The sequence below is a fragment of the Streptomyces sp. NPDC021012 genome, assembly GCF_044333355.1.
Classification (GTDB): Bacteria; Actinomycetota; Actinomycetes; order Streptomycetales; family Streptomycetaceae; genus Streptomyces.
Window position 1 is genome coordinate 582,460 of sequence record NZ_JBIRQU010000001.1, and the last position, 24,586, is coordinate 607,045.

The 24,586-nt window shown below is 73.7% G+C and carries 24 protein-coding genes and 1 pseudogene; 14 read left to right on the plus strand and 11 right to left on the minus strand.

The window, feature by feature from the left end; translation table 11 throughout:
- The first annotated feature begins 174 nt into the window (after positions 1 to 174).
- Together ACH4TP_RS02630 and ACH4TP_RS02635 are read left to right on the plus strand one after the other, a co-directional pair.
- The gene (locus ACH4TP_RS02630) at positions 175 to 861 is read left to right on the plus strand and encodes a hemolysin III family protein (protein WP_398186876.1); all 687 of its coding nucleotides are present in this window, start codon (positions 175 to 177) and stop codon (positions 859 to 861) included.
- A 17-nt stretch (positions 862 to 878) separates the two neighbouring features.
- Positions 879 to 1,484, plus strand: a complete 606-nt coding sequence (locus ACH4TP_RS02635; protein ID WP_398435352.1) for a TetR family transcriptional regulator — start codon at positions 879 to 881, stop codon at positions 1,482 to 1,484.
- Here ACH4TP_RS02635 and ACH4TP_RS02640 read toward each other — a convergent pair.
- Genes ACH4TP_RS02640 through ACH4TP_RS02650 form a run of 3 tightly spaced genes read right to left on the minus strand, consistent with a single transcriptional unit; the run spans position 1,447 to position 3,639 of the window.
- Positions 1,447 to 2,469 carry a glycoside hydrolase family 26 protein gene (locus tag ACH4TP_RS02640; RefSeq protein ID WP_398186882.1) on the minus strand — a complete coding sequence of 341 codons (1,023 nt, stop codon included), beginning with the start codon at positions 2,467 to 2,469 and terminating at the stop codon, positions 1,447 to 1,449. The genes ACH4TP_RS02635 and ACH4TP_RS02640 overlap by 38 nt on opposite strands.
- Position 2,470: 1 nt before the next feature.
- Positions 2,471 to 3,118: a vitamin K epoxide reductase family protein gene (locus ACH4TP_RS02645; protein WP_398435354.1), complete on the minus strand. Its 648-nt coding sequence runs from the start codon at positions 3,116 to 3,118 to the stop codon at positions 2,471 to 2,473.
- A 17-nt stretch (positions 3,119 to 3,135) separates the two neighbouring features.
- Positions 3,136 to 3,639 carry a DUF5949 family protein gene (locus ACH4TP_RS02650; protein ID WP_398435356.1) on the minus strand — a complete coding sequence of 168 codons (504 nt, stop codon included), beginning with the start codon at positions 3,637 to 3,639 and terminating at the stop codon, positions 3,136 to 3,138.
- A 150-nt stretch (positions 3,640 to 3,789) separates the two neighbouring features.
- Between ACH4TP_RS02650 and ACH4TP_RS02655 the strand changes: the two genes are divergently transcribed.
- Complete coding sequence (locus ACH4TP_RS02655) at positions 3,790 to 4,206, plus strand: tyrosinase family oxidase copper chaperone (protein WP_389220207.1); 417 nt, start codon at positions 3,790 to 3,792, stop codon at positions 4,204 to 4,206.
- Positions 4,190 to 5,056 (plus strand): tyrosinase family protein, encoded by an 867-nt coding sequence (locus ACH4TP_RS02660; RefSeq protein WP_389220210.1) that lies wholly within the window; start codon positions 4,190 to 4,192, stop codon positions 5,054 to 5,056. The genes ACH4TP_RS02655 and ACH4TP_RS02660 overlap by 17 nt, the downstream gene beginning before the upstream one ends.
- A 66-nt stretch (positions 5,057 to 5,122) precedes the next feature.
- Here ACH4TP_RS02660 and ACH4TP_RS02665 read toward each other — a convergent pair whose 3' ends face one another.
- From ACH4TP_RS02665 to ACH4TP_RS02685, 5 genes are all read right to left on the minus strand, one after another.
- Positions 5,123 to 5,410: a chaplin gene (locus ACH4TP_RS02665; protein WP_398435358.1), complete on the minus strand. Its 288-nt coding sequence runs from the start codon at positions 5,408 to 5,410 to the stop codon at positions 5,123 to 5,125.
- A 299-nt stretch (positions 5,411 to 5,709) separates the two neighbouring features.
- A complete protein-coding gene (locus ACH4TP_RS02670) occupies positions 5,710 to 6,222 on the minus strand; it encodes a hypothetical protein (RefSeq protein WP_389220216.1) in 513 nt (170 codons plus the stop codon).
- Positions 6,223 to 7,475: 1,253 nt separating this feature from the next.
- A complete protein-coding gene (locus ACH4TP_RS02675) occupies positions 7,476 to 7,757 on the minus strand; it encodes a hypothetical protein (protein WP_389220220.1) in 282 nt (93 codons plus the stop codon).
- 222 nt (positions 7,758 to 7,979) lie between these two features.
- Entirely contained in the window at positions 7,980 to 8,588 is a 609-nt protein-coding gene (locus ACH4TP_RS02680; protein ID WP_398435360.1) for a hypothetical protein, read from the minus strand.
- A gap of 275 nt (positions 8,589 to 8,863) precedes the next feature.
- Positions 8,864 to 9,103, minus strand: a complete 240-nt coding sequence (locus ACH4TP_RS02685) for a chaplin (RefSeq protein WP_389220226.1) — start codon at positions 9,101 to 9,103, stop codon at positions 8,864 to 8,866.
- 479 nt (positions 9,104 to 9,582) lie between these two features.
- On the opposite strand from ACH4TP_RS02685, the gene ACH4TP_RS02690 reads away from it, so the two are divergent.
- From ACH4TP_RS02690 to ACH4TP_RS02725, 8 genes are all read left to right on the plus strand, one after another.
- Positions 9,583 to 10,719 (plus strand): glycosyltransferase, encoded by a 1,137-nt coding sequence (locus ACH4TP_RS02690; RefSeq protein WP_398186895.1) that lies wholly within the window; start codon positions 9,583 to 9,585, stop codon positions 10,717 to 10,719.
- Positions 10,716 to 12,167, plus strand: coding sequence for an exopolysaccharide biosynthesis polyprenyl glycosylphosphotransferase (locus ACH4TP_RS02695; RefSeq protein ID WP_398435362.1), 1,452 nt, complete (start codon positions 10,716 to 10,718; stop codon positions 12,165 to 12,167). Before ACH4TP_RS02690 ends, ACH4TP_RS02695 begins: the two co-directional genes overlap by 4 nt.
- Before the next feature lie 2 nt (positions 12,168 to 12,169).
- A complete protein-coding gene (locus ACH4TP_RS02700) occupies positions 12,170 to 13,477 on the plus strand; it encodes an O-antigen ligase family protein (RefSeq protein WP_398435364.1) in 1,308 nt (435 codons plus the stop codon).
- Between the two features lie 463 nt (positions 13,478 to 13,940).
- Positions 13,941 to 15,539 carry a murein biosynthesis integral membrane protein MurJ gene (murJ, locus tag ACH4TP_RS02705; protein ID WP_398435365.1) on the plus strand — a complete coding sequence of 533 codons (1,599 nt, stop codon included), beginning with the start codon at positions 13,941 to 13,943 and terminating at the stop codon, positions 15,537 to 15,539.
- On the plus strand, positions 15,454 to 16,239 hold the full coding sequence (locus ACH4TP_RS02710) for a polysaccharide deacetylase family protein (protein ID WP_398186907.1): 786 nt from the start codon (positions 15,454 to 15,456) through the stop codon (positions 16,237 to 16,239). The genes murJ and ACH4TP_RS02710 overlap by 86 nt, the downstream gene beginning before the upstream one ends.
- Complete coding sequence (locus ACH4TP_RS02715) at positions 16,236 to 17,369, plus strand: glycosyltransferase (protein WP_398186910.1); 1,134 nt, start codon at positions 16,236 to 16,238, stop codon at positions 17,367 to 17,369. The genes ACH4TP_RS02710 and ACH4TP_RS02715 overlap by 4 nt, the downstream gene beginning before the upstream one ends.
- 13 nt (positions 17,370 to 17,382) lie before the next feature.
- Entirely contained in the window at positions 17,383 to 18,060 is a 678-nt protein-coding gene (locus ACH4TP_RS02720) for a lipopolysaccharide biosynthesis protein (RefSeq protein ID WP_398186913.1), read from the plus strand.
- On the plus strand, positions 18,057 to 19,175 hold the full coding sequence (locus tag ACH4TP_RS02725; protein WP_389220250.1) for a GNAT family N-acetyltransferase: 1,119 nt from the start codon (positions 18,057 to 18,059) through the stop codon (positions 19,173 to 19,175). Before ACH4TP_RS02720 ends, ACH4TP_RS02725 begins: the two co-directional genes overlap by 4 nt.
- Positions 19,176 to 19,202: 27 nt before the next feature.
- Here ACH4TP_RS02725 and ACH4TP_RS02730 read toward each other — a convergent pair whose 3' ends face one another.
- A complete protein-coding gene (locus ACH4TP_RS02730) occupies positions 19,203 to 20,762 on the minus strand; it encodes a glycoside hydrolase family 26 protein (protein WP_398435367.1) in 1,560 nt (519 codons plus the stop codon).
- Between the two features lie 156 nt (positions 20,763 to 20,918).
- On the opposite strand from ACH4TP_RS02730, the gene ACH4TP_RS02735 reads away from it, so the two are divergent.
- Together ACH4TP_RS02735 and ACH4TP_RS02740 are read left to right on the plus strand one after the other, a co-directional pair.
- The gene (locus ACH4TP_RS02735; protein WP_398435369.1) at positions 20,919 to 22,229 is read left to right on the plus strand and encodes an ATP-grasp domain-containing protein; all 1,311 of its coding nucleotides are present in this window, start codon (positions 20,919 to 20,921) and stop codon (positions 22,227 to 22,229) included.
- Positions 22,230 to 22,255: 26 nt separating this feature from the next.
- Positions 22,256 to 23,513 (plus strand): annotated as a pseudogene (locus ACH4TP_RS02740) (FAD-dependent oxidoreductase).
- A gap of 67 nt (positions 23,514 to 23,580) precedes the next feature.
- Here the strand turns inward: ACH4TP_RS02740 and ACH4TP_RS02745 are convergent.
- Together ACH4TP_RS02745 and ACH4TP_RS02750 are read right to left on the minus strand one after the other, a co-directional pair.
- Positions 23,581 to 23,814 (minus strand): chaplin, encoded by a 234-nt coding sequence (locus tag ACH4TP_RS02745; RefSeq protein WP_389220259.1) that lies wholly within the window; start codon positions 23,812 to 23,814, stop codon positions 23,581 to 23,583.
- A 177-nt stretch (positions 23,815 to 23,991) separates the two neighbouring features.
- Positions 23,992 to 24,405, minus strand: a complete 414-nt coding sequence (locus ACH4TP_RS02750; RefSeq protein ID WP_389220262.1) for a rodlin — start codon at positions 24,403 to 24,405, stop codon at positions 23,992 to 23,994.
- Positions 24,406 to 24,586: the final 181 nt, after the last annotated feature.

Here is a 24,586-nt window from a genome sequence, read left to right on the forward strand (position 1 = left end):
TTCCGCTGTATGCCCCGTGGGGGCTGCGACCCGGATGCGTCGTAGCTGCTCATCCGGTGCCGACCGCACTCATTTGATCATCCGACTCATTCGCCCATATGTCCAGGGGGGTGCACACGTGAGCATCGCCACTCATATCCGGTACCTACGGAGGCGTAGCTAGGATTCCGTTCCATGACTGCAGCCACGCCGGAAGTGATCCCGACCGAGCGCACCGCGCCGCTCCCGACGAAGCCCCGGCTCAGAGGATGGCTGCACGCGGGCATGTTCCCCGCCGTGATCGTCGCGGGCCTCGTCCTCGTCGCCCTCTCCGACTCGCCCCGCGCCCGCATCGCCTGCGGGATCTACGTCCTCACCGCCTGCCTGCTCTTCGGCATCAGCGCGCTCTACCACCGCGGCAACTGGGGCCCGCGCGGCGAGGCCGTGCTCCGGCGCCTCGACCACGCCAACATCTTCCTGATCATCGCGGGCACCTACACCCCGCTCACCCTGCTGCTGCTCCCCGACTCCACGGCGAAGCCGCTCATGTGGGCGGTCTGGGCCGCGGCCGCCGCCGGCATCGCCTTCCGCGTCTTCTGGGTCGGCGCCCCTCGCTGGCTGTACACGCCCTGCTACATCGCGATGGGCTGGGCCGCCGTCTTCTTCCTGCCCGACTTCATGCGCACCGGCGGCATCGCCGTCCTCGTCCTCGTCATCGTCGGCGGACTGCTCTACAGCGCGGGCGGCGTCATCTACGGCATCAAGCGCCCGAACCCCTCCCCGCGCTGGTTCGGCTTCCACGAGGTCTTCCACTCGCTGACCCTCGCGGCCTTCATCGTCCATTACGTCGGCATCTCGCTGGTGGCCTACCAGCACGCCTGAGCTGGGACGATGGGGTCATGAACGACCGCCCCGGCCTCCGCGAACGCAAGAAGGCCAAGACCCGCGCGGCGATCCGGAAGGCCACCTACCGGCTCGCCGCCGAGCACGGCTGGGACGCCACCACCACCGACCGCATCGCCGCGGCCGCCGAGGTCTCCCCCTCCACCGTCGTCCGCTACTTCCCCGTCCGCGAGGACATCCTCCTCGGCGACGAGGACGACGACCTGCTCGAAGCCCGGCTGCGCGCCCGCCCCGCCGCGGAGGAGCCGCTCGAATCGCTCCGGGCGGTCGTCCTCGAAGCCGTCCGCACCGCCCTCGACACGGAGCCCGAGGAGACCCGGCTGCGCGCCCGGCTCATGGTGGAGATCCCCGCCGTCCGCGCCCGGCTCACCGAGACCACCGCCACCACCGGCCGCCGCCTCGCCCGCGCCATCGCCGACCGCACCGGCCGGGACGCCGACGGCCTCGAAGTACGGATCTTCACGGCGGCCGTCCTCGGCGCGCTCCGCGAGGCCACCCTCCACTGGGCCGAACACGGCCGCACCGACGACCTCGTCACCCTCCTCGACCGCACGGTCGACACCCTCAGGACCGGCCTGACGGTGCCCCCAGCGCGCCCCTGACGATCCGCGCGGACGCCGGATTGTCGGTGCACCCCCACACCCCGTGCGGGCAGTAGTCGGTGACGGTCTGGTAGACCGGCCGGTGCGTCGCGAACCAGGCCAGCATCCCCCGTACGTACGCAGGGTCGTCGCCGTTCCGGAACAGCCCCCACTCCGGGTACGAGACGGGCTTGCCGTGCGCCGCCGCGAAGCGCACGTGGTGGGCGAGGCCGTACTCCTCGTCCACCTGCTCCTCGAAGGGGAGCCCGGCCGGCTGGTCGTACGCGTCCATGCCGATGATGTCGACGACGTCGTCGCCCGGGTAGCAGTGCGGCCACGGGATGGCGTCCAGACCCCGGCTCGGCGTGAAGTCGAGCCGGAACCGCTGCCCCGGCACCCCCCGCAGCACCCCCGCCACCCGCCGCCAGTACGCCTTCCAGGCCGTCGGGTCCGGGCGGCAGCGATGGCTGTACGTGGTGCCGTTCATCTCCCAGCCGAGCACCAGGACCGCGTCGCCGAGCCCGTGCGCCACGAGCCGCTCCCCCAGGGTCCGGAAGTGCCCGTCGTACCCGCCGGCCGCGCCCCGCCGCAGCCCCGCCCGCACCTCGGCGTCCGGCAGCCCGGCCTCGTTGCGGTCGAGCATCGGCACGTTCAGCACGAACAGGCGCCCCGGCCGCTCCGCCTTCCAGCGCGCCCAGGGCGTGAACAGCGCCGGATGCCCCTCGATGTTGGACCAGCGGTCGCCCGGCAGATACGTGTGCCCGACGGTCAGGGAGTCGCCGCCGAGCCACTCCTGCACCTGCGCGATCCGCCGCACCCCGGCCTCGTCCGAGCCGGTGAAGAAGCCCGAGGGGACTCCCGTCAGCGGCTCCGGCTCCCCCTCGGGCGCGGTCGGCGCCCCGCCGCGGTCGGGCACGAGCAGCCACACGGCGACGGCCGCGAGCAGCACGGTCAGTGCGGCCCGCGGCCAGGTGAACCGGGGGAGCCGGGAGGAAGGTCGGCTCACGTCAGCTCGTCCAGAAGTCCCACCAGCGGGTCAGGATCAGCATCCCGACGACCCCGATGTGCAGGACGGGCAGGGCGAAGGCGAACTCGCCGAAGAAGGTCCGCAGCCCCGCCGGGGCGGGCAGCACCCGCTCCCGGACGTTGTGCGCGGTGACGTACCAGAACATGACGATGGTCGCGGTCCAGGCCAGACAGCACCACAGGCACAGCGCGTTGATCTCGTACAGCGACTGGTACATCAGCCAGGTGCAGAAGCCGACCCCGAAGAGCGTCCCCGCGTTGAGGCCGAGCCAGAACCAGCCCCGGTAGCGGGCCCCGGCGAGGAGCCCGGCACCGACGGCGACGACGACGGCGTACGTGACGAGCCCGAGCATCGGGTTCGGGAAGCCGAACACCGCCGCCTGCTCGCTCTTCATGACGCTGCCGCAGGACACGACCGGGTTCAGGCTGCACCCCGGCTGGAAACCGGGGTCTTCGAGGAGCTTGAACTTGTCGATCGTGATCACCCAGCCGGCGAGGACGCCCGCCGCCCCGGTGACGACGAGCAGCCAGCCCAGGGCCCGGCTCGCGCCGACCGTCCCGTCGGTCTCCCGCGCGGCCCCGTCCCGCCGCTGACCCGGCACCCCTCCCCGTACGTCCACCGTCGCCATGGCCCGCCCCTTCCCGCTCAGCCCTGGACGCGGCGGACCGGCAGCAGGACGTGGGCGCTGTCGGCGAGCATCTCCTCGTCCGAGACGAAGGCCCGCAGCCGCGCCTCGTCGACGGGCTGTCCGGGCACGCCCTCGGCCCAGGGGCGTACGGAGCAGATGAAGTACACCTTGCCCTGCTCGCGCGCCGCCGCCTGCCACTCGTCCGGCACCGGGCACTGCACCTTCAGGAAGGGCAGGGTGAGGACGGCCGAACCCGCCTCGACGAGCAGCGAGGCCTTGATCCCGGCGTCCTTCTCCAGGTCGAAGAGCCGGTCGCCGACCGTGAGGTCCATCGACTCCAGGGCCGCGCGCATCGCCTGCTGACCGGCCTCCGGCCCGTCCCGGCCGTCGCCGAGCGAATACGCCATCAGGAACGGCGTTCCCGCCGATTCGGCGGAGGGCTCGCTGGACCACGGAATCACCGTGAGAGTTCCCAGCGGAGAGGCGCTGCGCGCCGAGGAAACGACGTTGGAAGTGGTCATGAATCGGGATGCTAATGCTCCAACCACCCGTTCCCCGTGCCGAATTCACTCGAACGGCCGACATTCACGCCGCTGCCATATCCGCCGCAACGAACGCGGGTTTTCATCGTTGTGCCCTGAGGGCATAAGCCGACCACCAGGAGATCACTGATGATCGTCCCGCGCCGCGTCGCACTGCGGTCCCTGTTCGCCCTGGCCGTCACCGCCTTCACCGGCGGTGCGCTCGGCCGCATCACGGCCCGGCCGGAACCGGCCTTGCCGGAATCGGGGGGTACGCGCGATCCGCATGCCTTCGACGAGATGTACCGGGGCCGCCGGCTGCTCGGCTTCTCCGGTCCCGGGGGCGAGCCGACGGCCCTCGTCGACGGCCGGCCGCTGCACCTGATGCGCTGCGCCGACGGCGGCTGGGTCACCCCGATCGACCACTACGAGTCCTGCCCGACGCCCCTGGCGGCCACCCGCGCGGCCGTGGACGAGCTGGGCACCGCCCGGCTCTCCCCCCTCGCGGGCGCCCACGGCGTCCACACCGATCCGACGGGAGGGAGCCCGCGTGGTGTACACGCGTAAGAACCAGCGCGATCTGACCGGCGCCGAGCGCCGCAAGTTCGTCGCCGCCGTCCTGGAGCTCAAGCGCACCGGTGCGTACGACCGCTTCGTCCGCACCCACATCGACTACTACACGGCCGACGGCGAAGGGCGGCTCCGCATCGCCCACATGACGCCGAGCTTCCTGCCCTGGCACCGCAAGTTCCTGCTCGAGTTCGAGACGGCCCTGCGCCGGATCGACCCGACGGTCTCCGTCCCGTACTGGGACTGGACCCGGGACAACTCCCCCGCCTCCTCGATCTGGGGCGAGGACTTCATGGGCGGCAACGGCCGCCGCGCCGACCTCCAGGTGATGACGGGGCCCTTCGCGGCCTCCGCCGGACGCTGGACGATCACCCAGTCGATGACCGACGTCCGGTACCTGACCAGGGACTTCGGCCGCCCCCGCGACCCGATCACGCTCCCCACCCCGGCCCAGCTCGACGAGGTGATGCGCGAGCGGGTGTACGACGCGGCCCCCTGGAACTCGACGAGCTCCAGCGGCTTCCGCAACGCCCTGGAGGGCTGGGCGCCGGGCCGGGGCAACGAGCGCTTCCGCGTCCACAACCGGGTGCACCGCTGGGTCGGCGGCCTGATGCTCGGCGGCGGCTCCGTGAACGACCCGGTTTTCTGGCTGCACCACTCCTTCGTCGACCTGATCTGGTCGCGCTGGCAGCAGCGGAACCCCGGGGCCGCCTACCTGCCGGCCGAGCCGCCGCCGCTGGGGGACTCCCAGTACCGCAAGGTCGCCGCCCGGCACGAGCCGATGGCGCCCTGGGGCGTGACCCCGGCCTCGATGTTCGACCACAGCCGGATCTACCGGTACGTCTGAGCCCCCACGCACGGATGTCCCCCCGGCCCAGCGGCCGGGGGGACATCCGTGTGAAGCGGGGGGCGATCAGTCGCCGTAGCCGCCGTAGCCGCCGTCGCCGTGCCCGTGGCCACCGTCGACGTTGGCGCAGGTGTTGCCGAACGCCGGGTTCAGCAGACCGATGACGTTCACGGTGTTGCCACAGACGTTGACCGGAACGTGGATCGGGACCTGCAGGACGTTGCCGGAGGCGACACCGGGCGAGTGGGCGGCGACGGCCTCGGCGCCGGCGTCGGCGACGGCCAGGCCGGCTCCGCTGAGGGCAACGGCACCCGTGCCGGCGAGAACAGCGGCAGCCTTCGCGATGCGAGACATCAAGAACTCCTTGGGCTGGAAAGCGACCGCAGGAATCACGGCCGTCACTTCCGTTCAACGCCCGCCCCCTCACCTGGTCACGGGCATTGGGCCGAACGGGAGGAAGGAAAACCGAAAAAATGGCCCGCGAACCCGGATTCCGTCCGCCGCCGGATGCGGCGGGACGCCTCCGGTCCGCGGGCCGCGGCCATGCGACAAGCCTTCTCTTGCAACGACCGAAAGCCCTTGGGGTGGCGGGGAAGAATCGTGTCTTCACCCGCCCGGTCAAAGGTCGTACGAATGAACGGAAACCGGCCGCGTCAGCCCGCGTCCGGCGCCAGCCCGAGCTGGGGGTCGAGGGCTCCGCTCAGCACCGGGGTGAGGAGCCCGAGCTGAGGCTTCGCCAGATGCGGGATCCCGGCGAGCCCGTTGCCGCGCGGGGCCTCCACCGGGGTGCCGAGGATGGCGCCCGGAGTGGACGCCTTCATCTCCGAGTGCGGGCTGCTGAGCCCGGCGCTGCCGGGCTCGCTGCCCTTGAGGAGCCGGGGCAGCGGCGCGTCCACGACGGTCTCCGGCAGGGTGCCGGTGAGCGGCACGCTCGGCAGGGTGACGTCCGGGAGCGCGCCGACGCCCTTCTGGAAGCCGGTGGGCGCACCGGGCATCGGAACGGGAACGCCGGTCGCCACGGTCGGCGCGTCCATCGGCAGGACCGGCTCCAGGCCCTGGAGCGGGACGACCACCGGTGCCTCGACGGCGGCGGCGGGAGAGGCCAGGGCGGCGGAGGCGATTGCGGTCATGAGGAGGCCCATGCCCGCGTGAGAACGCAGATTCATGTGAGGAGAACGAGCCCCTCGGCCGAAACGTCGCGGTACTAACCCATGTGCAGCAACGCGCAGGGCCCTCACCGGTGAAGGCGAGGGCCCTGGTTGACGCGACATCAGTGCCGGCGCGCGATCCGTCCGCCCCGGAGGTAGACGACGCCTCCTCCGATGATCAGAGCGGCACTCACCGCGGCCGCCCCCATGAGCATCGGCTCACTGCCCGTGTGGGGCAGCTCCCCACACCCATGCGGCCCCTCACCGGGAGCGGGCTGCTCACAGGTGGGCTTCCCGGTGGGGTGCTCGGTCGGGTAGCCCGTGGGGTGCTCCGTCGGGTGGCCGGTGGGGTGCCCCGAGGGGTGACCACCGGGGTGGCCCGTGGGATGGCCGGTCGGGTGGCCGGTGGGGTGACCCGTGGGATGGCCGGTGGGGTGGCCCGTCGGGTGGCCGGTGGGGTGACCCGTCGGGTGACCCGTGGGATGACCCGTCGGGTGACCCGTCGGGTGACCCGTCGGATGACCGGTCGGATGACCCGTCGGATGACCGGTCGGATGACCCGTCGGATGACCCGTCGGGTGACCCGTCGGGTGGCCGGTCGGGTGACCCGTCGGGTGGCCGGTCGGGTGGCCGGTGGGATAACCCGTCGGATGGCCCGTGGGATGGCCAGTGGGGTGCCCCGTCGGGTGACCGGTCGGATGACCCGTCGGGTGACCCGTGGGATGGCCGGTCGGGTGGCCCGTGGGATGGCCCGTCGGGTGGTGGGTCGGGTGGCCCGTCGGGCCCTGCCCGTTGTCGCCGTAGCCGTCGGGTTCCTCCGCCGGCTGGCCGCAGAGGTCGCCGACGGCTGCCGCGACGTGGTGCATGTCGCAGACGCCGGGCGGCAAGGGTGCCTGGACATGGCGGGCCGTGCCGGGGCCCGGCCCGTCGCCCGCACCGGAGTGGGAGTTCGCGGCCAGGGCGAATCCGCCGCTCAGTGACAGGACGCCGGTCGCTGCCGCCGCGGTGAGTACTTTCCTGCTGATGATGGACCGCATACCGCTCTTCCTCTGGACAAAGGGAGAGACCGGCGAGGATCCCCCCTCGCTCCGCCCGGCCTGATCCACACCGCCGTTCATGTGGGATTGGCCAGAGGGTATGGGTCGGCACCCGGCGTGAAGCCGGGGCCACACGGCAGCTGATCAGAAAATCATTCGATCAGCCGACCGTGAGGAACAGCGGCCCGGAGGCCCGCCGTAAGTGCCCGTGGGGACAGGGGTACTGAGGTGCTGTCAGCCGCCCAGCGGAAGACCGCCGGGGACCGGGAGGCCGCCGAGGAGCTTGGCGCCCTTGGTGGCGGTGTTCAGCTGGTCGGCCGCCTTGGTCACGGTCTGGACCGGGGAGCCGTCCGTGGTGCTGCTCAGCATGTCGCTCTTGAGCCCGTTGGCGGCGATCGCTTCGAGGCCACCGTTCAGGCTGGTGGGGGTCAGCGCCTCGGAGGCCATGGCGGGCGCGGCGGCACCCAGGGCCATCAGCGAACCGGCGACGACCGCGGCGACCTTGGTGGGCTTCATGGAGTGAGTCCTTCCTCTGTGCTTTCAAGTCACGTTCCGTACAGGGCTCTTGGCCGAATCCTGTACTTCGTTCTGCTTCTGTAACGAGGAGTGAGCGCCCCGGAAACTCCGGGAGGAAGGATTTCTCGGTACTGCACCCGATCGATGAGAGCCGGTGCTATTTGCCGATCGCACAGCCGTACCGGCCCGGTGGATACCGGGCCGGTACGGGCGTGCGGGGTGCTACCGGACGGGCAGCTCGGGCGCGGTGACCGGCGGAGCGACGGGCAGCTCGGGCGCGGTGACCGGCGGAGCGACGGGCAGCTCGGGCGCGGTGACCGGCGGGGCGACGGGCAGCTCGGGCGCGGTGACCGGGAGCGTCGGGAGCGTGGGCGACCCGCCGCCGAGGACGGTGGAGACGACCAGGTCGACCAGCGAGGTCAGGGTCGAGGTGACCGTGGGTACGACTCCGCCGGCGTCGCCGGAGGTGACGGCGGCGAGCAGGTCGGCGACCGCCTTCTGGACGCTCGCGAGGGTGTCGGACGCGACGTCCGCGGGGGCGGCGGCCGGCGGGGCCACCGGGAGGCCCGCGACCGGCGGGGTCGCCGTGGCGGTGGACTTCGCCTCCTCGACCGCCGCGGCGATCTGTGCCTTGAGGGCCTCGACGTCGGCCGCGGACAGCTGCCCGGAGTCGGCATCGAGGGCGGTGGCGTCCGGGAGGGGCGCGTGGGCGGTCCGGTCGGCCGCGGTGGCGGGGTGGTGTTCGCCGGCGAAGGCGGGTCCCGCCGTGCCGAGGGTGAGGGCGGCGGATATCGCCAGGGCGCTGAGACGGCGTGTGGCCAGGAGACGCATATGTGTTCCTTTTCCTTATGCGTCGGACAACTGCCCTCTCACGGTGCCTGCGGTTATAGCCCTCCGCAACCGCTGCGTCACGGAGCGCCACGTCCCCGTTCGAGTGAATCCTGCCCCGCAGCCTGCCCTCGAAGGGGCGTACGCCGTTGCACCGAACGGCGCACGAGGGTGCGTCCGAACGAGTACCGGACCAGTGCGGACAAGGGGAAAGCCGGTGCGCCCGCCCCGGCGGGGTGGGCGCACCGGCTCCGGAAGGACCGATCAGGCGTGCCAGATCAGGCGTTGACGCAGGTGTTGCCGAAGGCGGGGTTCAGCAGACCGATGACGTTGACGGTGTTGCCGCAGACGTTGACCGGGATGTGGATCGGGGCCTGGACGACGTTGCCGGAGAGGACACCGGGGGACTTCACGGCCGCGGCCTCGGCGCCGGCGTCGGCGGCGGCGACACCGGTGGCACCGGCGACGGCGGCGGCGGCACCCACGGTCAGGACAACGGCCTTGGCGATACGGGACATGGGGAGGCGCTCCTCGATCGAATTCATCCAACTCGGACTGCGCGGACTGTTCGGCCCGGCTCCCTCAACAACGCCCCTGGTTTTCATCGGTTGCTCTCCCGAACGGGTGACGTTCAACCGATCTTTGGGCCATAGGAGGGCCATTCGAGCGACTGGGCGTGGAATGGCGCAACACGCTCAACGAGGAACCGGGCGCACAGATACGGGAGTTAGCGTTTCCGGGCATCTAATGCGTACTATCGCTCCGCATCGGGGTTATAACGTTCCCGAACGTTGCTTCCGGGCCCGCCGCGCGTTCACCCATTTCGTGCGGACGACACCTTCCTCTCCCCCGGCCTTCTCGGGTCTTCCCTCCCTTCTCTCATCAAAGCGGAGATCCTGTATGCGGAATTCAGCGGCTCTTTCCGTCATCACCGAATTCGGGGCCGGCCGGGCCGATCGTACGACCAGCCTCGGATACGACTCCGTCCGGCGCTGACGTGCGGTCACCACTCGATACGGACCTCGCGTCCGTCACCGTCCTGCATGCGGTCCAGCCCGGCGACGGCGGGGTCGCCCGTGTCGTCGTCGACCTGGTCCGCGCCCAGCGCGCAGCCGGTCTGCGCGTCGTGGTCGCCTGCCCGCCCGGCACCGGGCTCTCCGCCGCCGTCCGCGCCGAGGGCGCCGAGACCCATGACTGGCGGGCCGGCCGCGACCCCGGTCCCGCCGTGCTGCGCGAGACGCGGGAGCTGGCCCGGGTGATCCGTACGGTCCGGCCCGGGCTCGTCCACGCGCACAGCGCCAAGGCCGGCCTGTGCGCCCGACTCGCCGTGCGGGGACGAATTCCGACGGTGTATCAGCCGCACGCCTGGTCCTTCGAGGCGGTCGGGGGGACGACGGCAGCGGTCGCCCGGGTCTGGGAGCGGTTCGGCGCCCGGTGGGCGGACCGGATCCTCTGCGTGAGCGAGGCCGAGCGGCGTACCGGCGAGGAGGCCGGGGTCGCGGCGGACTGGTCCGTCGTCCACAACGGTGTGGACACGGCCCGGTTCGCGACCGACGGGCCGCCCGGGAACCCCGCCCCCACCGTCGTCTGCGTGGGCCGGCTCTGCCGCCAGAAGGGGCAGGACGTCCTGCTCGACGCCTGGCCGGCCGTCCTAGCGGAGGTGCCCGCGGCGCGGCTCGTGCTGGTCGGCGACGGCCCCGACGAGGAGGCGCTGCGGTCCGGCGCCGGTCCTTCGGTGCGGTTCACCGGGGCCGTCGGGGACACCGTTCCCTGGTACCGGGCCGCCGACGTGGTCGTCCTGCCGTCCCGCTGGGAGGGGATGGCCCTCGCGCCCCTGGAGGCCATGGCCGCCGGGCGGCCGGTCGTCGTCAGCGACGTGGACGGGGCCCGCGAGAGCCTGCCGCCCGCCCATGAACCCCTGTGCCTGGTCCCGCCCGAGGACCCGGCAGCGCTCGCCGCCGCCCTGGTCCGCCTCCTCGGCAGGCCGGAGCTCCGGCACCGTCTGGGCCGCGAGGCCCACGAGCACGTCCTCAGCAGATTCGATGTCCGGCGCACGGGCGCGGCCGTCGCGGACGTCTACCGCGAGCTGGCCGGAGTGCGGGGGGCCGAGCACAGAGAGCCGATTGCGCAGTGACCACGGAAAGTACCAGCGTTCCTCCCTCTCCGGGCCCCTGGCCCACGGCCGGCCAGGCCCTCGGCCTCGCCTCCCTCGCGCCGCGCCGCGGGGCGCCGGGCCGGCTCGCGCTGCCCCGCCACCGCCGGGTGCGGCAGCGGTCCGGCGTGGCGGCGCTCGTGGCGGTCGACGCCGTGGCCGTCCTCGCCGCCGCTTCGGTGCTGAGCACGGCGCACCACGACCTCCGGCTCGTCCTGCCGGTCGTGGCGCTCGTCCTCGTCCTCGACGGGCAGGCGGGGCTCTACCGGCCTGCCCCGCACGTCCGGGCCCTCGACGAACTGCCCGCGCTCGGCTCCCGCGCCGGGTTCGCCTGGTGCCTGGCGGCGGCCTCGGTCGCCGCGTACTCCCCCGCCCTGGCGATCGGGCCGCTGCGGCTCTGCGCCGCCTACCTCACGCATCTCGCCCTGGTGTGCCTGGTCCGCGCCGCGCTGCTCGGGCGGCGGCGCCGGATCGCCCGCGAGCGGCCCCGGTCGGCGCTCGTCATCGGCGGGACGGGGGCCGCGCGCCGGTTCGCCGCGGCGGCCGCCCAGCACCCCGAGTACGGGATGCGGCCGGTCGGGATCGTGGGCGTCCCCGAGCAGGGCGGGATCCCCCGGGCGGCCGGGGAGGCCGGGCTTCCGGTGCTCACCACGACCGAGGAGATCCACCGCGCGGTCATCCAGAACGCCGTGCGCGACGCGGTGTTCCTCGACGACGAGCCGGGCCTCGTGTCGCTCTTCCAGCAGTACGGCTGCGCCACCTGGCGGGCCGGCGGCCGGCAGCAGGACGGGCCGATGGGCGCGCACATGTGGGGGTACGCCTTGCAGCGCGTCGTCCCGCTGCGCGAGCGGCCCGGGCAGGGGGCCAAGCGGGCCCTCGACATCGCGCTCGCCGCGCCCGCGCTCGCGCTGGCGCTGCCGGTGCTGCTGCTGTGCGCGCTGGCGGTGCGGCTCTCGGACGGTCCCGGGGTGCTCTTCCGGCAGGAGCGGGTGGGCCAGCACGGGCGCCACTTCACGCTGCTGAAGTTCCGTACGCTGCGCCCCTCCGACGACACCGAGTCGGCGACCCGGTGGAACGTGGCGGGCGACCGGCGGATGAGCGCGGCCGGGAGCTTCCTGCGGAAGTCCTCGCTGGACGAGCTGCCGCAGCTGTGGAACGTGCTGCGCGGCGACATGAGCCTGGTCGGGCCCCGGCCCGAACGCCCGTACTTCGTCGCCCAGTTCAGCAAGATCCACGCGGGGTACGCGGCCCGGCACCGGATGCCGGTGGGGCTGACGGGTCTGGCGCAGGTGCACGGGCTGCGCGGCGACACCTCGATCGAGGACCGCTGCCGCTTCGACAACCACTACATCGACCACTGGTCGCTCTGGCAGGACGTCTGCATCCTGCTGCGCACGGCGGCCGGGCTCGTCCGACCCACGGGGAGCTGAGGATGGCCACGGCCGTGACGGTGCCGGCGGCGCCGGACGTACGGGACTGGGCCCGCCGGGCCGGGGCGCTGTCCCCGGTCCTCGCCGTGATCGCGCTGCTGCTCGTCCCGGGCGGCGGCGGCGCGCAGGGCGGCACCGGCGGCACGGGGACGGTCGCCGACGCGGCCTCCGGGCTCCTGGTCCTGGTCTGCCTGGTGCGGGTGGTGCGCGACGGGGCCCGGCCGCTGACCCGCGCGGCGGCCTTCGTCCTCGGTCTGCCGGTCCTCGGGATCTGCCTGTCCGCGATCACCTCGCACGACCCGGCGGCGAGCCTGCCGGGCGTCGCCCGTTACGTGCAGATCTTCGTCCTCGTCCCGGCGGCCGTGCTCCTGACGATCCGCGACCGGCGGGACTTCGCCGTGGTCGCCTGGGGCCTGGTCGCCTTCGCGCTGCTCCAGGGCGCGGTCGGCGTCGCCCAGTACCTGACGGGCACGGGCGCCTCGTACCAGGGCGAGGACGTCCGGGCCGTCGGCACCTTCGGCGCCACGGACGTGATGGGGATGGCGACGGTCGTGGCGTACGGCCTCGTCGTCGCCGTCGGGATCGCGCTCGGCAGCGGTCCGGGCCGGGTCCGCACGGCCGCCGTGGTCTGCGCGGGGCTGCTCTTCGTCCCGCTGGTGCTGTCGTTCAGCCGGGGCGCGTGGATCGCGACCGTGCTCACCTGCGCGGTCCAGCTGCTGCTGGCCGGGGTCCGGCGGGCGGCGCGGGTGGCGCTCGTGGCGGCCGCGCTCGGGGTGGTCCTCGTCGGCGGCCTCGGGATCGGTTCGGAGATGGTGAAGGAGCGGGCCGCCAGCATCACGCAGGTGGCGGCCGCGCCGGACCAGTCGGTGACGGACCGGTACACGCTGTGGGCGGCGGCCGGGCGGATGTGGCGGACGGAGCCCGTCACGGGCGTCGGTCTCAAGGGCTTCCCCCAGTACCGCGACTCGAACGCCTCGCTCGCGCTCTCCTCCGGCAGCGACACGGCCGGCGCGGGCGCCGCCTTCGCACGCCAGCCGCTGCTCTCCCCGCACAACATGTACCTGCTCGTGCTGAGCGAGCAGGGCCTCCTCGGGCTCCTCGCCCTGGCGGGCGGCTGGGTGGCGCTGCTCGTCGGCGCGCTGCGGCGCCGGCGGCTCGGCGCGGACTGCGCGCTCGTCGCGACGGGGCTGCTCGTCTGGCAGCTCGTCGACTTCTTCTACGCGGACATCGGCGGCCCCTCGACGGTCCTGATGTCGGTCGTCCTCGGTCTGGCGGCCTGGTGGTCGCTGGCGGAGGTGAGGCGTGCGTGACCCGTGGGCCGGGGAACCGGAGCCCACGGACGCGCCGTGGGCCGACGGTTCACCCCCCTCGCCCCGGCCTCCCTGCGGCACCCCCCTGACCGACCCCTGGCCCGCCTCGCCTCCGAGCCCCACGGACTCCCCGTGGGCCCCGGGGGCCGTCGCGCTGCCGGGGACGGGACCCTCCGGGGGCCACAGGGCATACGGGGCGGGGGCCGACGAAGCCCCCGGGGCCACCGGTACGGGCGCCGGGGCCTCCCGGACCGGTGCGGAGCCCGAGGCGGCGGCCGGTCGGGGCGCCATGGGCTCCGGGCTGATCACCAGGGCCCGGCGGGTGGCGCGTCACCCCGCCGGTCGGCCGGCGACGGCGACGGCTGTCACGGAGCCGCCCCCCGGGCGCAGGGCGCACGCCCGCACGAGGGCACCCCGCGCCGGGGCGCCCGGGGGCGGCGGGTTCCTCGCGAAGGCGGCGGCCGTGACCGCCGGGCTGACGGCGGCCGGGGCGGTGCTGGGGCTCGTGCGGGACCAGATCATGGCCGGGTACTTCGGGGCCGGGGCCGGGACCGACGCGTTCCTGGTCGCGTGGACGGTGCCCGAGTTCGCCTCGACGCTGCTCATCGAGGACGCGATGGCGCTGATCATGGTGCCCGCCTTCTCCCGCGCCCTGGCCCGCCGTTCGGGCGCCCTGTCCGGGGAGGACCCGGTGCACGCCCTGGTGCGCGGCACCCTCCCCCGTATCGTCCTCGCCCTCGGGATCGCCGCCGTCGTCCTGATCGTCGCCGCGCCGCTGCTCGTGGCCGCGCTCGCGCCGGGGCTTCCCGATCCGGCGCTCGCCGTCGACTGCACGCGGCTCACCGGGACCTGCGTGCTGTCCTTCGCCCTGGTCGGGTACTGCTCGGCGGCGCTGCGCGCGCACGGCCGGTTCCTGCCGCCGGCGGCGATCTACGTCGCGTACAACGTGGGGATCATCGGCACGATCCTGGTGCTCCGCGAGCCGTGGGGGGTGCGGTCCGCCGCCGCCGGGGTGGCCGTCGGCGGGGTCCTGATGGTCCTCGTGCAGGCGCCCGCGCTCCTGCGCGAACTGCGGACACCCCGACGGCAGGGGCAGGTCGCGCCCGCCTCCACGGGCGAGGGCCGCATCCTGGCCCTCGGGCTCGTCGCGCCCGTCGTCGTGTTCTCGCTGTGCCGCCAGTCGCAGACCCTGATCGAGCGGTTCCTCGCCTCGCCGCTGCCCGCCGGCGCGATCTCGCATCTGAACTACGCGCAGAAGGTCGCGCAGATGCCGATGATCCTCTCCCTGATGCTGTGCACGGTCAGCTTCCCGGTGGTCGCCCGCGCGCTCGCGGCGGGCGATCCCGAGGCGGCCCGGCGCCGGGTCGAGCGGGACCTGCTGCTCGCCGCCGTCGTCGTGCTCGTCGGCTCCTCGACGGTGATCGCCGCCGCCCCCCGGATCGTCGAACTGCTCTTCGAGCGCGGCGAGTTCACCGGCGAGGACACCACCGCCACCGCCGCCGTCATGCGGGTGTACGCGCTCGGTCTGCTCGGCCAGACGATGGTCGGCGCCCTCGTCCGCTGCTACTTCTCCGCCGCCCGCCCCCTCTGGTACCCGGCCGCCGCCATGGCCGCCGGACTCGCCACGACCGCCGCCGCCGGAATCCCCGGCGCCCACTACTGGGGCGCCGTCGGCATCGCCGCCGCCAACGCCCTCGGCATCACCCTCACCGCCGTCCTGCTGCTGCGGGGCGCGCACCGCCAGGCCGTCCCCCTCCATGCCGGCCGGCTCGGCGAGGGACTGCTCCGGCTCGCCACCGCGGGCGCCTGGGCCACCGGCACCGGCTGGCTCTGCCAGCTGGCGATCGGCTCCGCCGTCCTCGCCGTCGCCGTCACCGGCCTGGTCGTCGTCGGCGTCTTCCTGCTCTTCATCGCCTGCGCCGCCAAGGCGCCCGAGATCCCGCCCCTGTCCGGCTCCGCCTTCCGGAGGACCCCCCATGCCCGCCGCCACCGCGCTGCGCCGCCTGCTGCCGAAGCCGCCCCTGTGGGTGGCGATGTACCACTCGATCACGGACACCGCTGACGATCCGTACCGGGTGACCGTCTCCCCCGTGCGCTTCGCCCGGCAGCTGCACTGGCTCGGCGACCGGGGGCTGCGCGGGGTCTCGGTGCGGGAACTGCTCGCCGCCACCGCCGAGGGCCGTGCCAAGGGGCTCGTGGGCCTGACCTTCGACGACGGGTACGCGGACTTCCTCGACTCGGCGCTGCCGCTGCTGCGCCGGCACGGCTTCACGGCGACGGTGTACGTCCTGCCGGGCCGCCTCGGCGGCGAGAACGGCTGGGACGCGGACGGGCCGCGCAAGCAGCTCCTCGACGAGCACGGCATCCGGCGGATCGCCGAGGCCGGCATGGAGATCGGCTCGCACGGCCTGCGGCACGTCCCGCTCACCGAGGCCGACGACGCGGCGCTGGCCGCCGAGACCCGGCACAGCCGCGAGCTCCTGGAGGAGATGACGGGCCGGCCGGTGGAGGGCTTCTGCTACCCGTACGGGCGGGTCGACCCGCGCGCGATCCGCGCCGTCCGCAAGGCCGGCTACCGCTACGCCTGCGCGATCGACCCGGGCGAGCACACCGGCACGTACGCCCTGCCCCGCGTCCACATCGGCGAGAACGACACCCCGTGGCGGCTCACCGCCAAGCGCGTCCTGCACCCGCTGCGCCGCCGCCACCCCGGCGACCTGTCCCCCGCCCCGTACGGCCCGGCCGCGGTCGGTGCGCCGTGAAGGTCCTGCACGTCATCACCGGCCTCGGCATCGGCGGCGCCGAGCAGCAGCTGCGGCTCCTGCTCCGCCACCTGCCGACGCGCAGCGAGGTGGTCACGCTCACCAACCCGGGCGCGGTCGCCCTGGGCATCGAGGCCGACGGCACGCCCGTCACCCACCTCGGCATGACCGGGAACCGCGACCTGGGGGCGCTGCCCCGGCTGGCCCGGATCGTCCGGCAGGGCCGCTACGACCTCGTGCACACGCACCTCTACCGGGCGTGCGTGTACGGCAGGACGGCGGCCCGGCTCGCCGGGGTGCGCCGGGTCATCGCCACCGAGCACTCCCTCGGCGAGACGCAGATCGAGGGCCGGCCGCTCTCGGCGGGCACCCGCGCCCTCTATCTGGCGTCCGAGCGGCTCGGCACGTCCACGGTCGCCGTCTCGCCCAGCGTCGCCCGCCGGCTCGCGGAGTGGGGCGTGCCCCCGGAGCGCGTCCGGGTGGTGCCGAACGGCATCGAGACCGGCCGGTTCGCCTTCGACGCGCGCGCCCGGCGCCTGGCCCGGGGCGTGCTCGGCATCCCCGAGGACGCGTACGTCGTCGGCGGGGTCGGGCGGCTCGTGCCCGGGAAGCGGTTCGACCGGCTCGTCCGGGCGGTGGCCTCGGTGCCGGAGGCCCGGCTGCTGCTCGTCGGCGAGGGCGAGCACCGCGAGGAGCTGCTGCGGATCGCCCGGGAGTGCGGGGCGGCCGGCCGGATCCTGCTCTTCGGGGCCTGCGCGGACCCGCCGGCCGGCGGGCAGCTCGGGCCCTCGCTGCCCGAACTCCTCTCCGCGATGGACGTGTTCGTGTCCACCTCCCCCGACGAGGCCTTCGGGCTCGCGGTCGTCGAGGCGCTCGCCGCGGGCCTCCCCGCGCTGTACGTGGCCTGCCCGGCGGTCGACGACCTGACCCCGGACGCGGCGCCGGGCGCGCGCCGGATCGGCGGGTCCGTGCCCGAGCTGATCTCCGCGCTGCGCGGCATCCAGGGCGCCCGGCTCGCCCGGCTCCCGGTCCCGGAGGCCGCCCGCCGCTACGACATCGCGCACAGCGCACGGCAGTTGATGTCCCTCTACGACCAGGCCGTCCACGGCACCCCCTCTCCCGCGAAGTGAGTGAACCCGTCCCATGAACAGCACCCCACCCCGTGCCCTCCTCCCCGCAGGTCTGCGTTCCCCGGGCCGCTGGGCGGTCCTCCCGGCGGCCGTCCTCGCCGGCGCGGTACTCGGCGGCGGCTACGGGGCCCTGAAGGCCCCGGAGTACGCGGCGACCAGTTACGTCATCGTCGTACCGGCCGAGAAGTCCGACCCCGCGTCGGTGGTCGGCTTCGCCCAGGCGTACGGGCGGGTCGCCACCGACATCGCGGTGACCGGCGACGCCCAGGTGTGGGCGGGGGTCACCGCCGACACCCTGCGGAAGAACGTGCAGGCCGCGACCTCCCCGGACGCGCCGATGATCTCGATCACCGCGCGGTCGGCGAAGCCCTCCCAGGCGGTCTCGATGGCCGACGGGGTGGCCCGCGCGCTCGTCCTCGACAGCTCGCACGTCGCCGGGAACACCGGGGTGAAGGTCGTCCAGTTCTCCCGCGCCACCAAGCCCCTCACCCCCGTCTCCCCCTCGGCGCCGCTCTCCGCGCTCGTCGGCGGCTGCGCGGGCGGCCTCCTCGGCGGCCTGGTCCTCCTCGTCCGCCCGAAGCGGGCCGCCGCGCGCGACGGGGCCCGGCACTCCCGGCAGGCGACCGCCCCGGCCGCGACCGCCTCGGTGCCCGCCCCGGCGGTCGCCGCGCACCAGCCGGAGGCGGTGTGAGCCCGAGAGCCCTGCGGACCGAGGTCTGCCGTGACGAGGAGGAGTTCGGGCGGCTTTCGGCCGAGTGGACGGCGCTGTACGGGCGTTGCTCCTCCGCCACCCCCTTCCAGTCCCACTCCTGGCTGCACTCCTGGTGGCTCTCGTACGGCCGTCCCGGTGCGCTGCGGGTGGTGCTCGTACGGCGGGAGGACGGCGGGCTCGTCGCCGCCGCGCCCCTGATGCGGGCCCGGGGCCCGCTGCCCGTCCTCACCCAACTCGGCGGTGCCATCACCGACTTCACGGACGTCCTCCTCGACGACGACTGCCCCGAGGCGGTGCCCGCCCTGGCCGGCGCCCTCGCGCGGGCCGCCCGCGGCACGGTCCTCGACCTGCGGGAGGTCCGGCCCGGGGCGGCCGTCGAGCGCGTCTTCGCCCACTGGCGCGGCCCGCGCCGCCGGCTGCCCGACTCGCTCTGCCTGGAGCTGCCCGCCGTCCCCATGGAGGGGCTCCTCGAACGGATCCCGTCCGGGAAGGCCCAGCGGGTCCGCGCCAAGCTGCGGAAGCTGGACGCGCTCGGCATCGACGCGCACGTGGTGTCCGGCGAGGAGGTCCCCGCCGCCCTCGGCCGCCTCCTGGAGCTCCACCGGCTCCAGTGGCAGGGCCGGGGCGTGACCGCCGAGCACACCAGCGAACGCTTCGCCCAGCACCTCACCCGGGCCGTCCGCCCGATGGTCGAGCGCGGCGACGCGATGGTCACCGAGTTCCGGCTCGCCGGGGACGTCGTCGCCGCCGACCTGACCCTGATGTCCCCCCGGCTCGCGGGCGGCTATCTGTACGGCGCCGACCCGGAGCTGCGCGCCCGCAAGGTCGACGTGGCGGCGATGCTGCTCCGCCACGGGGCGCGCGAGACCAGCGCGGGCGGGCGGGCCACCCTGAGCATGTTGCGGGGCAGCGAGCCGTACAAGCAGCACTGGCGGCCCGAACCCGTCCGCAACCGCCGCCTCCTCCTCACCGGGCGCGGTACGGCCCCCCTCCTCTGGCTGCGCGCGGGCGCGGCCGACGCCCGCCGCTGGGCGGCCCGGCAGGCGCGGGAACGCCCCTGGGTGGCGCGGGCGCTCGGCCGCGGCGGCGGATGACCTCCGCCACCGCCGCCGCCCCTCCCGTCAGAAGGGCCAGACCTCCTTCAGCGCGTCCTTCCAGTCCAGGTCGACCTCGTCCTTCCAGTTGCCCTTCGGGACACAGACGCTCCCACCGATCCAACTGTCCACCCACGAACCGAGGTCCACGGTCCAGCAGTCGGGCTTCGGTTCCGGCTTGGGCTCGGGCTTCGGCTCGGGCTTGGGCTCAGGCTTCGGCTCGGGCTTCGGTTCCGGCTTGGGCTCGGGCTTCGGCTCGGGCTTCGGCTCGGGCTTCGGTTCCGGCTTGGGCTCGGGCTTCGGTTCCGGCTTGGGCTCGGGCTTCGGTTCCGGCTTGGGCTCGGGCTTCGGTTCCGGCTTGGGCTCAGGCTTCGGCTCCGGCTTGGGCTCAGGCTTCGGCTCGGGCTTCGGTTCCGGCTTGGGCTCAGGCTTGGGCTCAGGCTTCGGCTCAGGCTTCGGCTCAGGCTTCGGTTCCGGCTTCGGTTCCGGCTTGGGCTCAGGCTTCGGTTCCGGCTTCGGCACAGGAACCGTCGGGTCCGTGGGGATCGTCGGGTCAACCGGGTCCGTCGGCAGGTCCGGTTGCTGCGCGCCGTAGAGCATCTGTCGGAAGACCAGCGACGACCGCGGGTTGTCGTCGCACTGCCAGACGCCGTGCGGGCAGTAGTCGGTGATCGTGTGGTACAGCGGCTGGTGCTGCTTCATCCAGTCCAGCATGCGCCGCATGTATTCCGGGTTGTCGCCGTTCCGGAAGAGCCCCCATTCGGGATAGGAGATCTGCTTTCCGTGCTCGGCGGCGAAATCGACCTGCTTCTGGAGCCCGTACGGCTCGCTGACGTGCTGGTCGAAACCGACCCCGCGCGGCTGGTCGTACGAATCCATGCCGATGATGTCGACGACGTCGTCGCCCGGGTAGCACTCGGTCCACGGAATCGCGTCGAGGCCGCGGCTCGGGTTGAAGTCGAAACGGAACTTCTGGCCCGGCACGGAACGCATCGCGCTGACGATCCGGCCGAAGTACCTCTTCCACGCGGCGGGATCGGGGGCGCACCGGTGGGTGTAGGTGGTGCCGTTCATCTCCCAGCCGAGGACGATGACGGTGTCCCTGGCACCCGTCTCGACGAGCCGTTCGGCGAGGGTCGTGAAGTGGTGGTCGAAGTAGCCGGCGGCGCCGAGCTGGAGCTGGCGGCGGACCTCGTGGTCGGGGAGGTGGGCCTCGTTGCGCTCCAGCATGGGGACGTTGAGGACGAGCAAGCGGTTGACGCGTTCGTTGCGCCAGTCGGCCCAGGCGTCGAGGAAGCCGGGGGGTCCCTCGATGTTCTTCCAGAGGTCGCCGGGCAGGTAGGTGTGGCCGACGCGCAGCTCGTGGCCGCCGAGCCACCGTTCGAGCTGCCCGATGCGGGCGACCCCCCGGTCGCCCGAGTCGAGGAAGGCTCCCATGGCGGTGGCGAGGCTCGGTCCCGGGTCTTTCCCCGGCGCGGGTCCTGCGGCGTGGGCGGGGGACGAGAGCACGGCTGAACCCGTGACGAGGAGACCTGCGGTGAACACCCCCAGCCATCTTCTCGGGGCTCTTCTATGTGCAGGTTCCATGGCCGCTCCTTCGCGCCGGACTCCCATTGACGATCCGTCAATCAGATGCTCCGAAAGTATTCCTAATGAGCCGATCGTGAACTCGGCTTCCCTCCGCTCGTAGTCCATTAGAGGATTTCATCGCCCAGTTGGGGCACCCGAGATGAAGGGCATACCGTGCCGCGCCGTCAGTGTTTCGACACCAGCGTCCCCACCGTCCTCGTGCGGCTGGACCGGAATCCCTTCCATCACGGCACGCTCGGCGCCACGCGTTCGCTGGGGCGGGCCGGAATTCCGGTCCACGCCGTCATCGAATCGAGCACCAGTCCCGTCGCACGTTCGCGCTATCTCCGCTCGGCCCGGGAGCGCCCCGGGACGGACTCCTCCACCGAGCTCTCCGCCCTCCTGGCCCGCATCGCCGACGAGATCACCGACGACCCGTCACATCCCGTACTCGCCGTGCCGCTGGACGACGTCAGTGCCCTCGCCCTGGCCCGCCGCCGCACCGAACTCGCCCCGCGCTTCCTGCTGCCCGAGCAGACCGAGGAGCAGCTGCTCCGGGTCGCGGACAAGGCGGAACTCGCCGAGACCTGCGCGGGGCTGGGCCTGCCCCATCCCCGTACCGAACTCCCCGAGGGCGCCGACGAGGCCGCCGCCATGGCGTGGTCGCTCGGCCTCCCGGTGGTCGCCAAGTGGAGCCGGCCCTGGCTGCTCCCGGCCGGCGGCGGGCTGCGGAGCACCACGATCGTGCGGTCCCTGGCCGAGGTCCGGGAGCTGTACGCCCGCACCCCGGAGGCCGGCAGCCGGCTGCTGCTCCAGGAACTGCTGCCGGCGGGCCGCGACCTCGACTGGTTCTTCCACGGGTACGTGGACTCCGCGGGCCGCTGCTCGACCGGGGCGACCGGCCGCAAGGAGCGCTCCTGGCCGGACGGGGCCGGGCTCACCGCCTCCGGCCGCTGGACGGCGAACCCGACCGTCGACCGGACCGCCCGCGAGCTCCTCGCCGCGCTGGACTACCGGGGCGTGTGCGACCTGGACTTCCGGCTGAACAGGGCGACCGGCGCGTACCACCTGCTGGACTTCAACCCCCGGCCCGGCGCGCAGTTCCGGCTCTTCACCGACCCGGACGGCCTGGACGTGGTCCGGGCGCTCCACCTGGACCTCACCGGCCGCCCCGTGCCGCCGCACTCCCCCGCGTACGGCCGCCGGTTCCTGGTCGAGAACTACGCGGTGCTCTCGCTGCTCGCCTCTCCGCGCCGCCGGTACGCGCCCGGGCCCGGAGACGCGCGGGGGCGGACCGAGTGCGCCTGGTTCGCCGCCGACGATCCGCTGCCCGCGCTCGCCATGGGCAGCGCCTGGCTCGCGCACCAGCTGCGCAAGGCGCCGGCCGCGCTGCGCCGCCCGCCGCGGCCCCGTCGCCCGGACCCGGCCGTCACCCCGGTCGCGCCCCCGCCCCGCACCGCACCCGACCGGCTCACCCCCCGATGAACACGGAAGGCACGATGTCGAAGCCGATGGAGGACCTGGTGGTCGTCGGGGCCGGGCCCTACGGGCTGTCCGTGGCAGCCCACGCCGCGGCCCACGGACTGCGCCCGCGGACCTTCGGCCGCTCGATGGAGTCCTGGCATGCCATGCCCTCCGGCATGTTCCTCAAGTCGGAACCCTGGGCCTCCCACCTCTCCGACCCGGCGGGGGCGTACGGCCTCGACGCCTACGCGGCGAGCAGGGGCGTCCGCGCGGAGCACGGCGTGCCGCTCCCGGCGGACCTCTTCGCCGCGTACGGCGACTGGTTCGCCCGGCAGGCCGTGCCCGCACTCGACGAGCGGCTCATCTCCTCGGTCGCGCCGGCCGCCGGGGGCTTCGAGCTGCGCACCGAGGACGGCGAGAAGCTGCGCGCCCGGACGGTGGCCCTCGCCGTCGGCGTCCTGCCCTTCCTGGAGATCCCCGGCCCCCTGCGGGGACTGCCCCGGCGGTACGTCACCCACTCCAGCCACCACGGCGGGCTCGACGGCTTCGCCGGCCGGGACGTGACCGTCGTCGGGGCCGGCCAGGCGGCCCTGGAGACCGCCGCGCTCCTCGTCGAGCGGGGCGCCGCCGCCGTACGGATCGTGGCCCGCGCCGACCGGCTGCGCTGGAACGCCCTCCCCGCGCCCCTCGACCGCGGCCGCCTGTCCTCGCTGCGCGCCCCGCACACGGGCCTCGGCCGCGGCTGGCGGAACAAGCTGTACGCGGACGCCCCCGGGATCTTCCGGCACCTCCCGGCCGGCACCCGGCAGCGGATCTTCGGCTCGGCGCTCGGCCCGGCGGGCGCCTGGTGGCTCCGCGAGCGGTTCGCCGCGGTCGGCGACGTCCGCCTGCGGCAGCGGATCGCCTCGGCGGAGGTGGCCGGGGACGGGCGGCTCCGGCTCGACGTGACGGGGCCGGAGGGGACGACGGTCCTGGAGACCGACCACGTGATCGCGGCCACCGGCTTCGTCCCGAGCCTGGACCGGGCCGGGGTCCTCTCCCCCCGCGCTGCGCGGGGCGCTCCGCCGGGTCGGCCCCGGCGGCGCCCCCGAGGTCGGGCCCCTCTTCGAGTCCTCCTGGCCGGGCCTGTTCCTCGCGGGACTGCTCACGGCCCCCTCGTACGGGCCGTCGATGCGGTTCGTCCTCGGCGCCGAGTACACGGCGGGGCGGCTGCTGAAGGGGGTCCGGCAGCGACTGCGGTCGGGTGCCGGGGGCGGGGCGGCGGGCCGGCCGCGTACGGGAGGGAAGGCGCCGGTCCCGGCGTGACAGAGGGCCGCCCCCGGGGAGCGGATGCTCTCCGGGGGCGGCCCTCCGCGTCCGCGGGCGCCGGGAATCAGGCGTTGATGCAGGTGTTGCCGACGGCCGGGTTCAGCAGGCCGATGACGTTCACGCTGTTGCCGCAGACGTTGATCGGGATGTGGATCGGGACCTGCACGACGTTCCCGGAGAGGACGCCGGGCGAACCGATGGCCGCACCGGTCGCGTCCGCGTCCGCGAAGGCGGGCGACGCCACACCCATGGCCAGGACGATACCGGCGACGACGGCCGCGGCCTTCTTGCAGTTCATTTCGACTGGATCCTTTCCTCGGCGGAATGAATTTCCGCTGCACACCTCACAACGAACATCCCGCACAAAGGAAACCGAAATAACAGCGACACCTTCTCTTTCACTCCATTGCCCGCAACGCGACAGGGCCGGAGGGAACGTGGACGTTCCCTCCGGCCCTGTCGCGCGCGGGGCGGATCAGCCGTTGCCGATGCCGTTCCCGGAGAGGACGGGGATGTCCTCGACGAGGTGCGACAGCGGCTCGTCGCCCTTGGCCTGGGTGGAGTTGTCGGCGCACTGCTGGTTCTGCGGGGAGGACAGGACGTTGATGTCCTGGGCGGTGATCGGGACGAGGACACCGATGAGCGAACCGGCGTTGGCCTTGACCGGGACACCGAGGCAGAGCTTGTTCAGCGAGCCCTGGACAGCCGTGACCTGGGGGCTCATGTCGCCGTGCGTCTTCGAGTTGCCGTACTCCTGGTGCGAGTGGTTCCCGCTCAGCGAGGTCGTGCCGCCGTCGTCGGCGATGGCGAGGGCCGGGGAGGCCGCCGCAGCGGAAGCGCCGACAACAGAGGCCGTCACAGCGGCGGCCGCCATAATCTTCTTGATCACGGTGATTCCGTTCCTGTTCCCACCAATCGACCTGATTGATGCGACGGGATCAACTGCGGTCGCGGGCTTTGGTTCCGGCGCTTCACTCGTTCGACTGGGTCCGCGTTTCGCGCTGCCGCGCGCGCTCCGCCAAGGGGGTGACACAGCGGAACCCCGGCATCCGAGGGCCTGTTGATCAGGT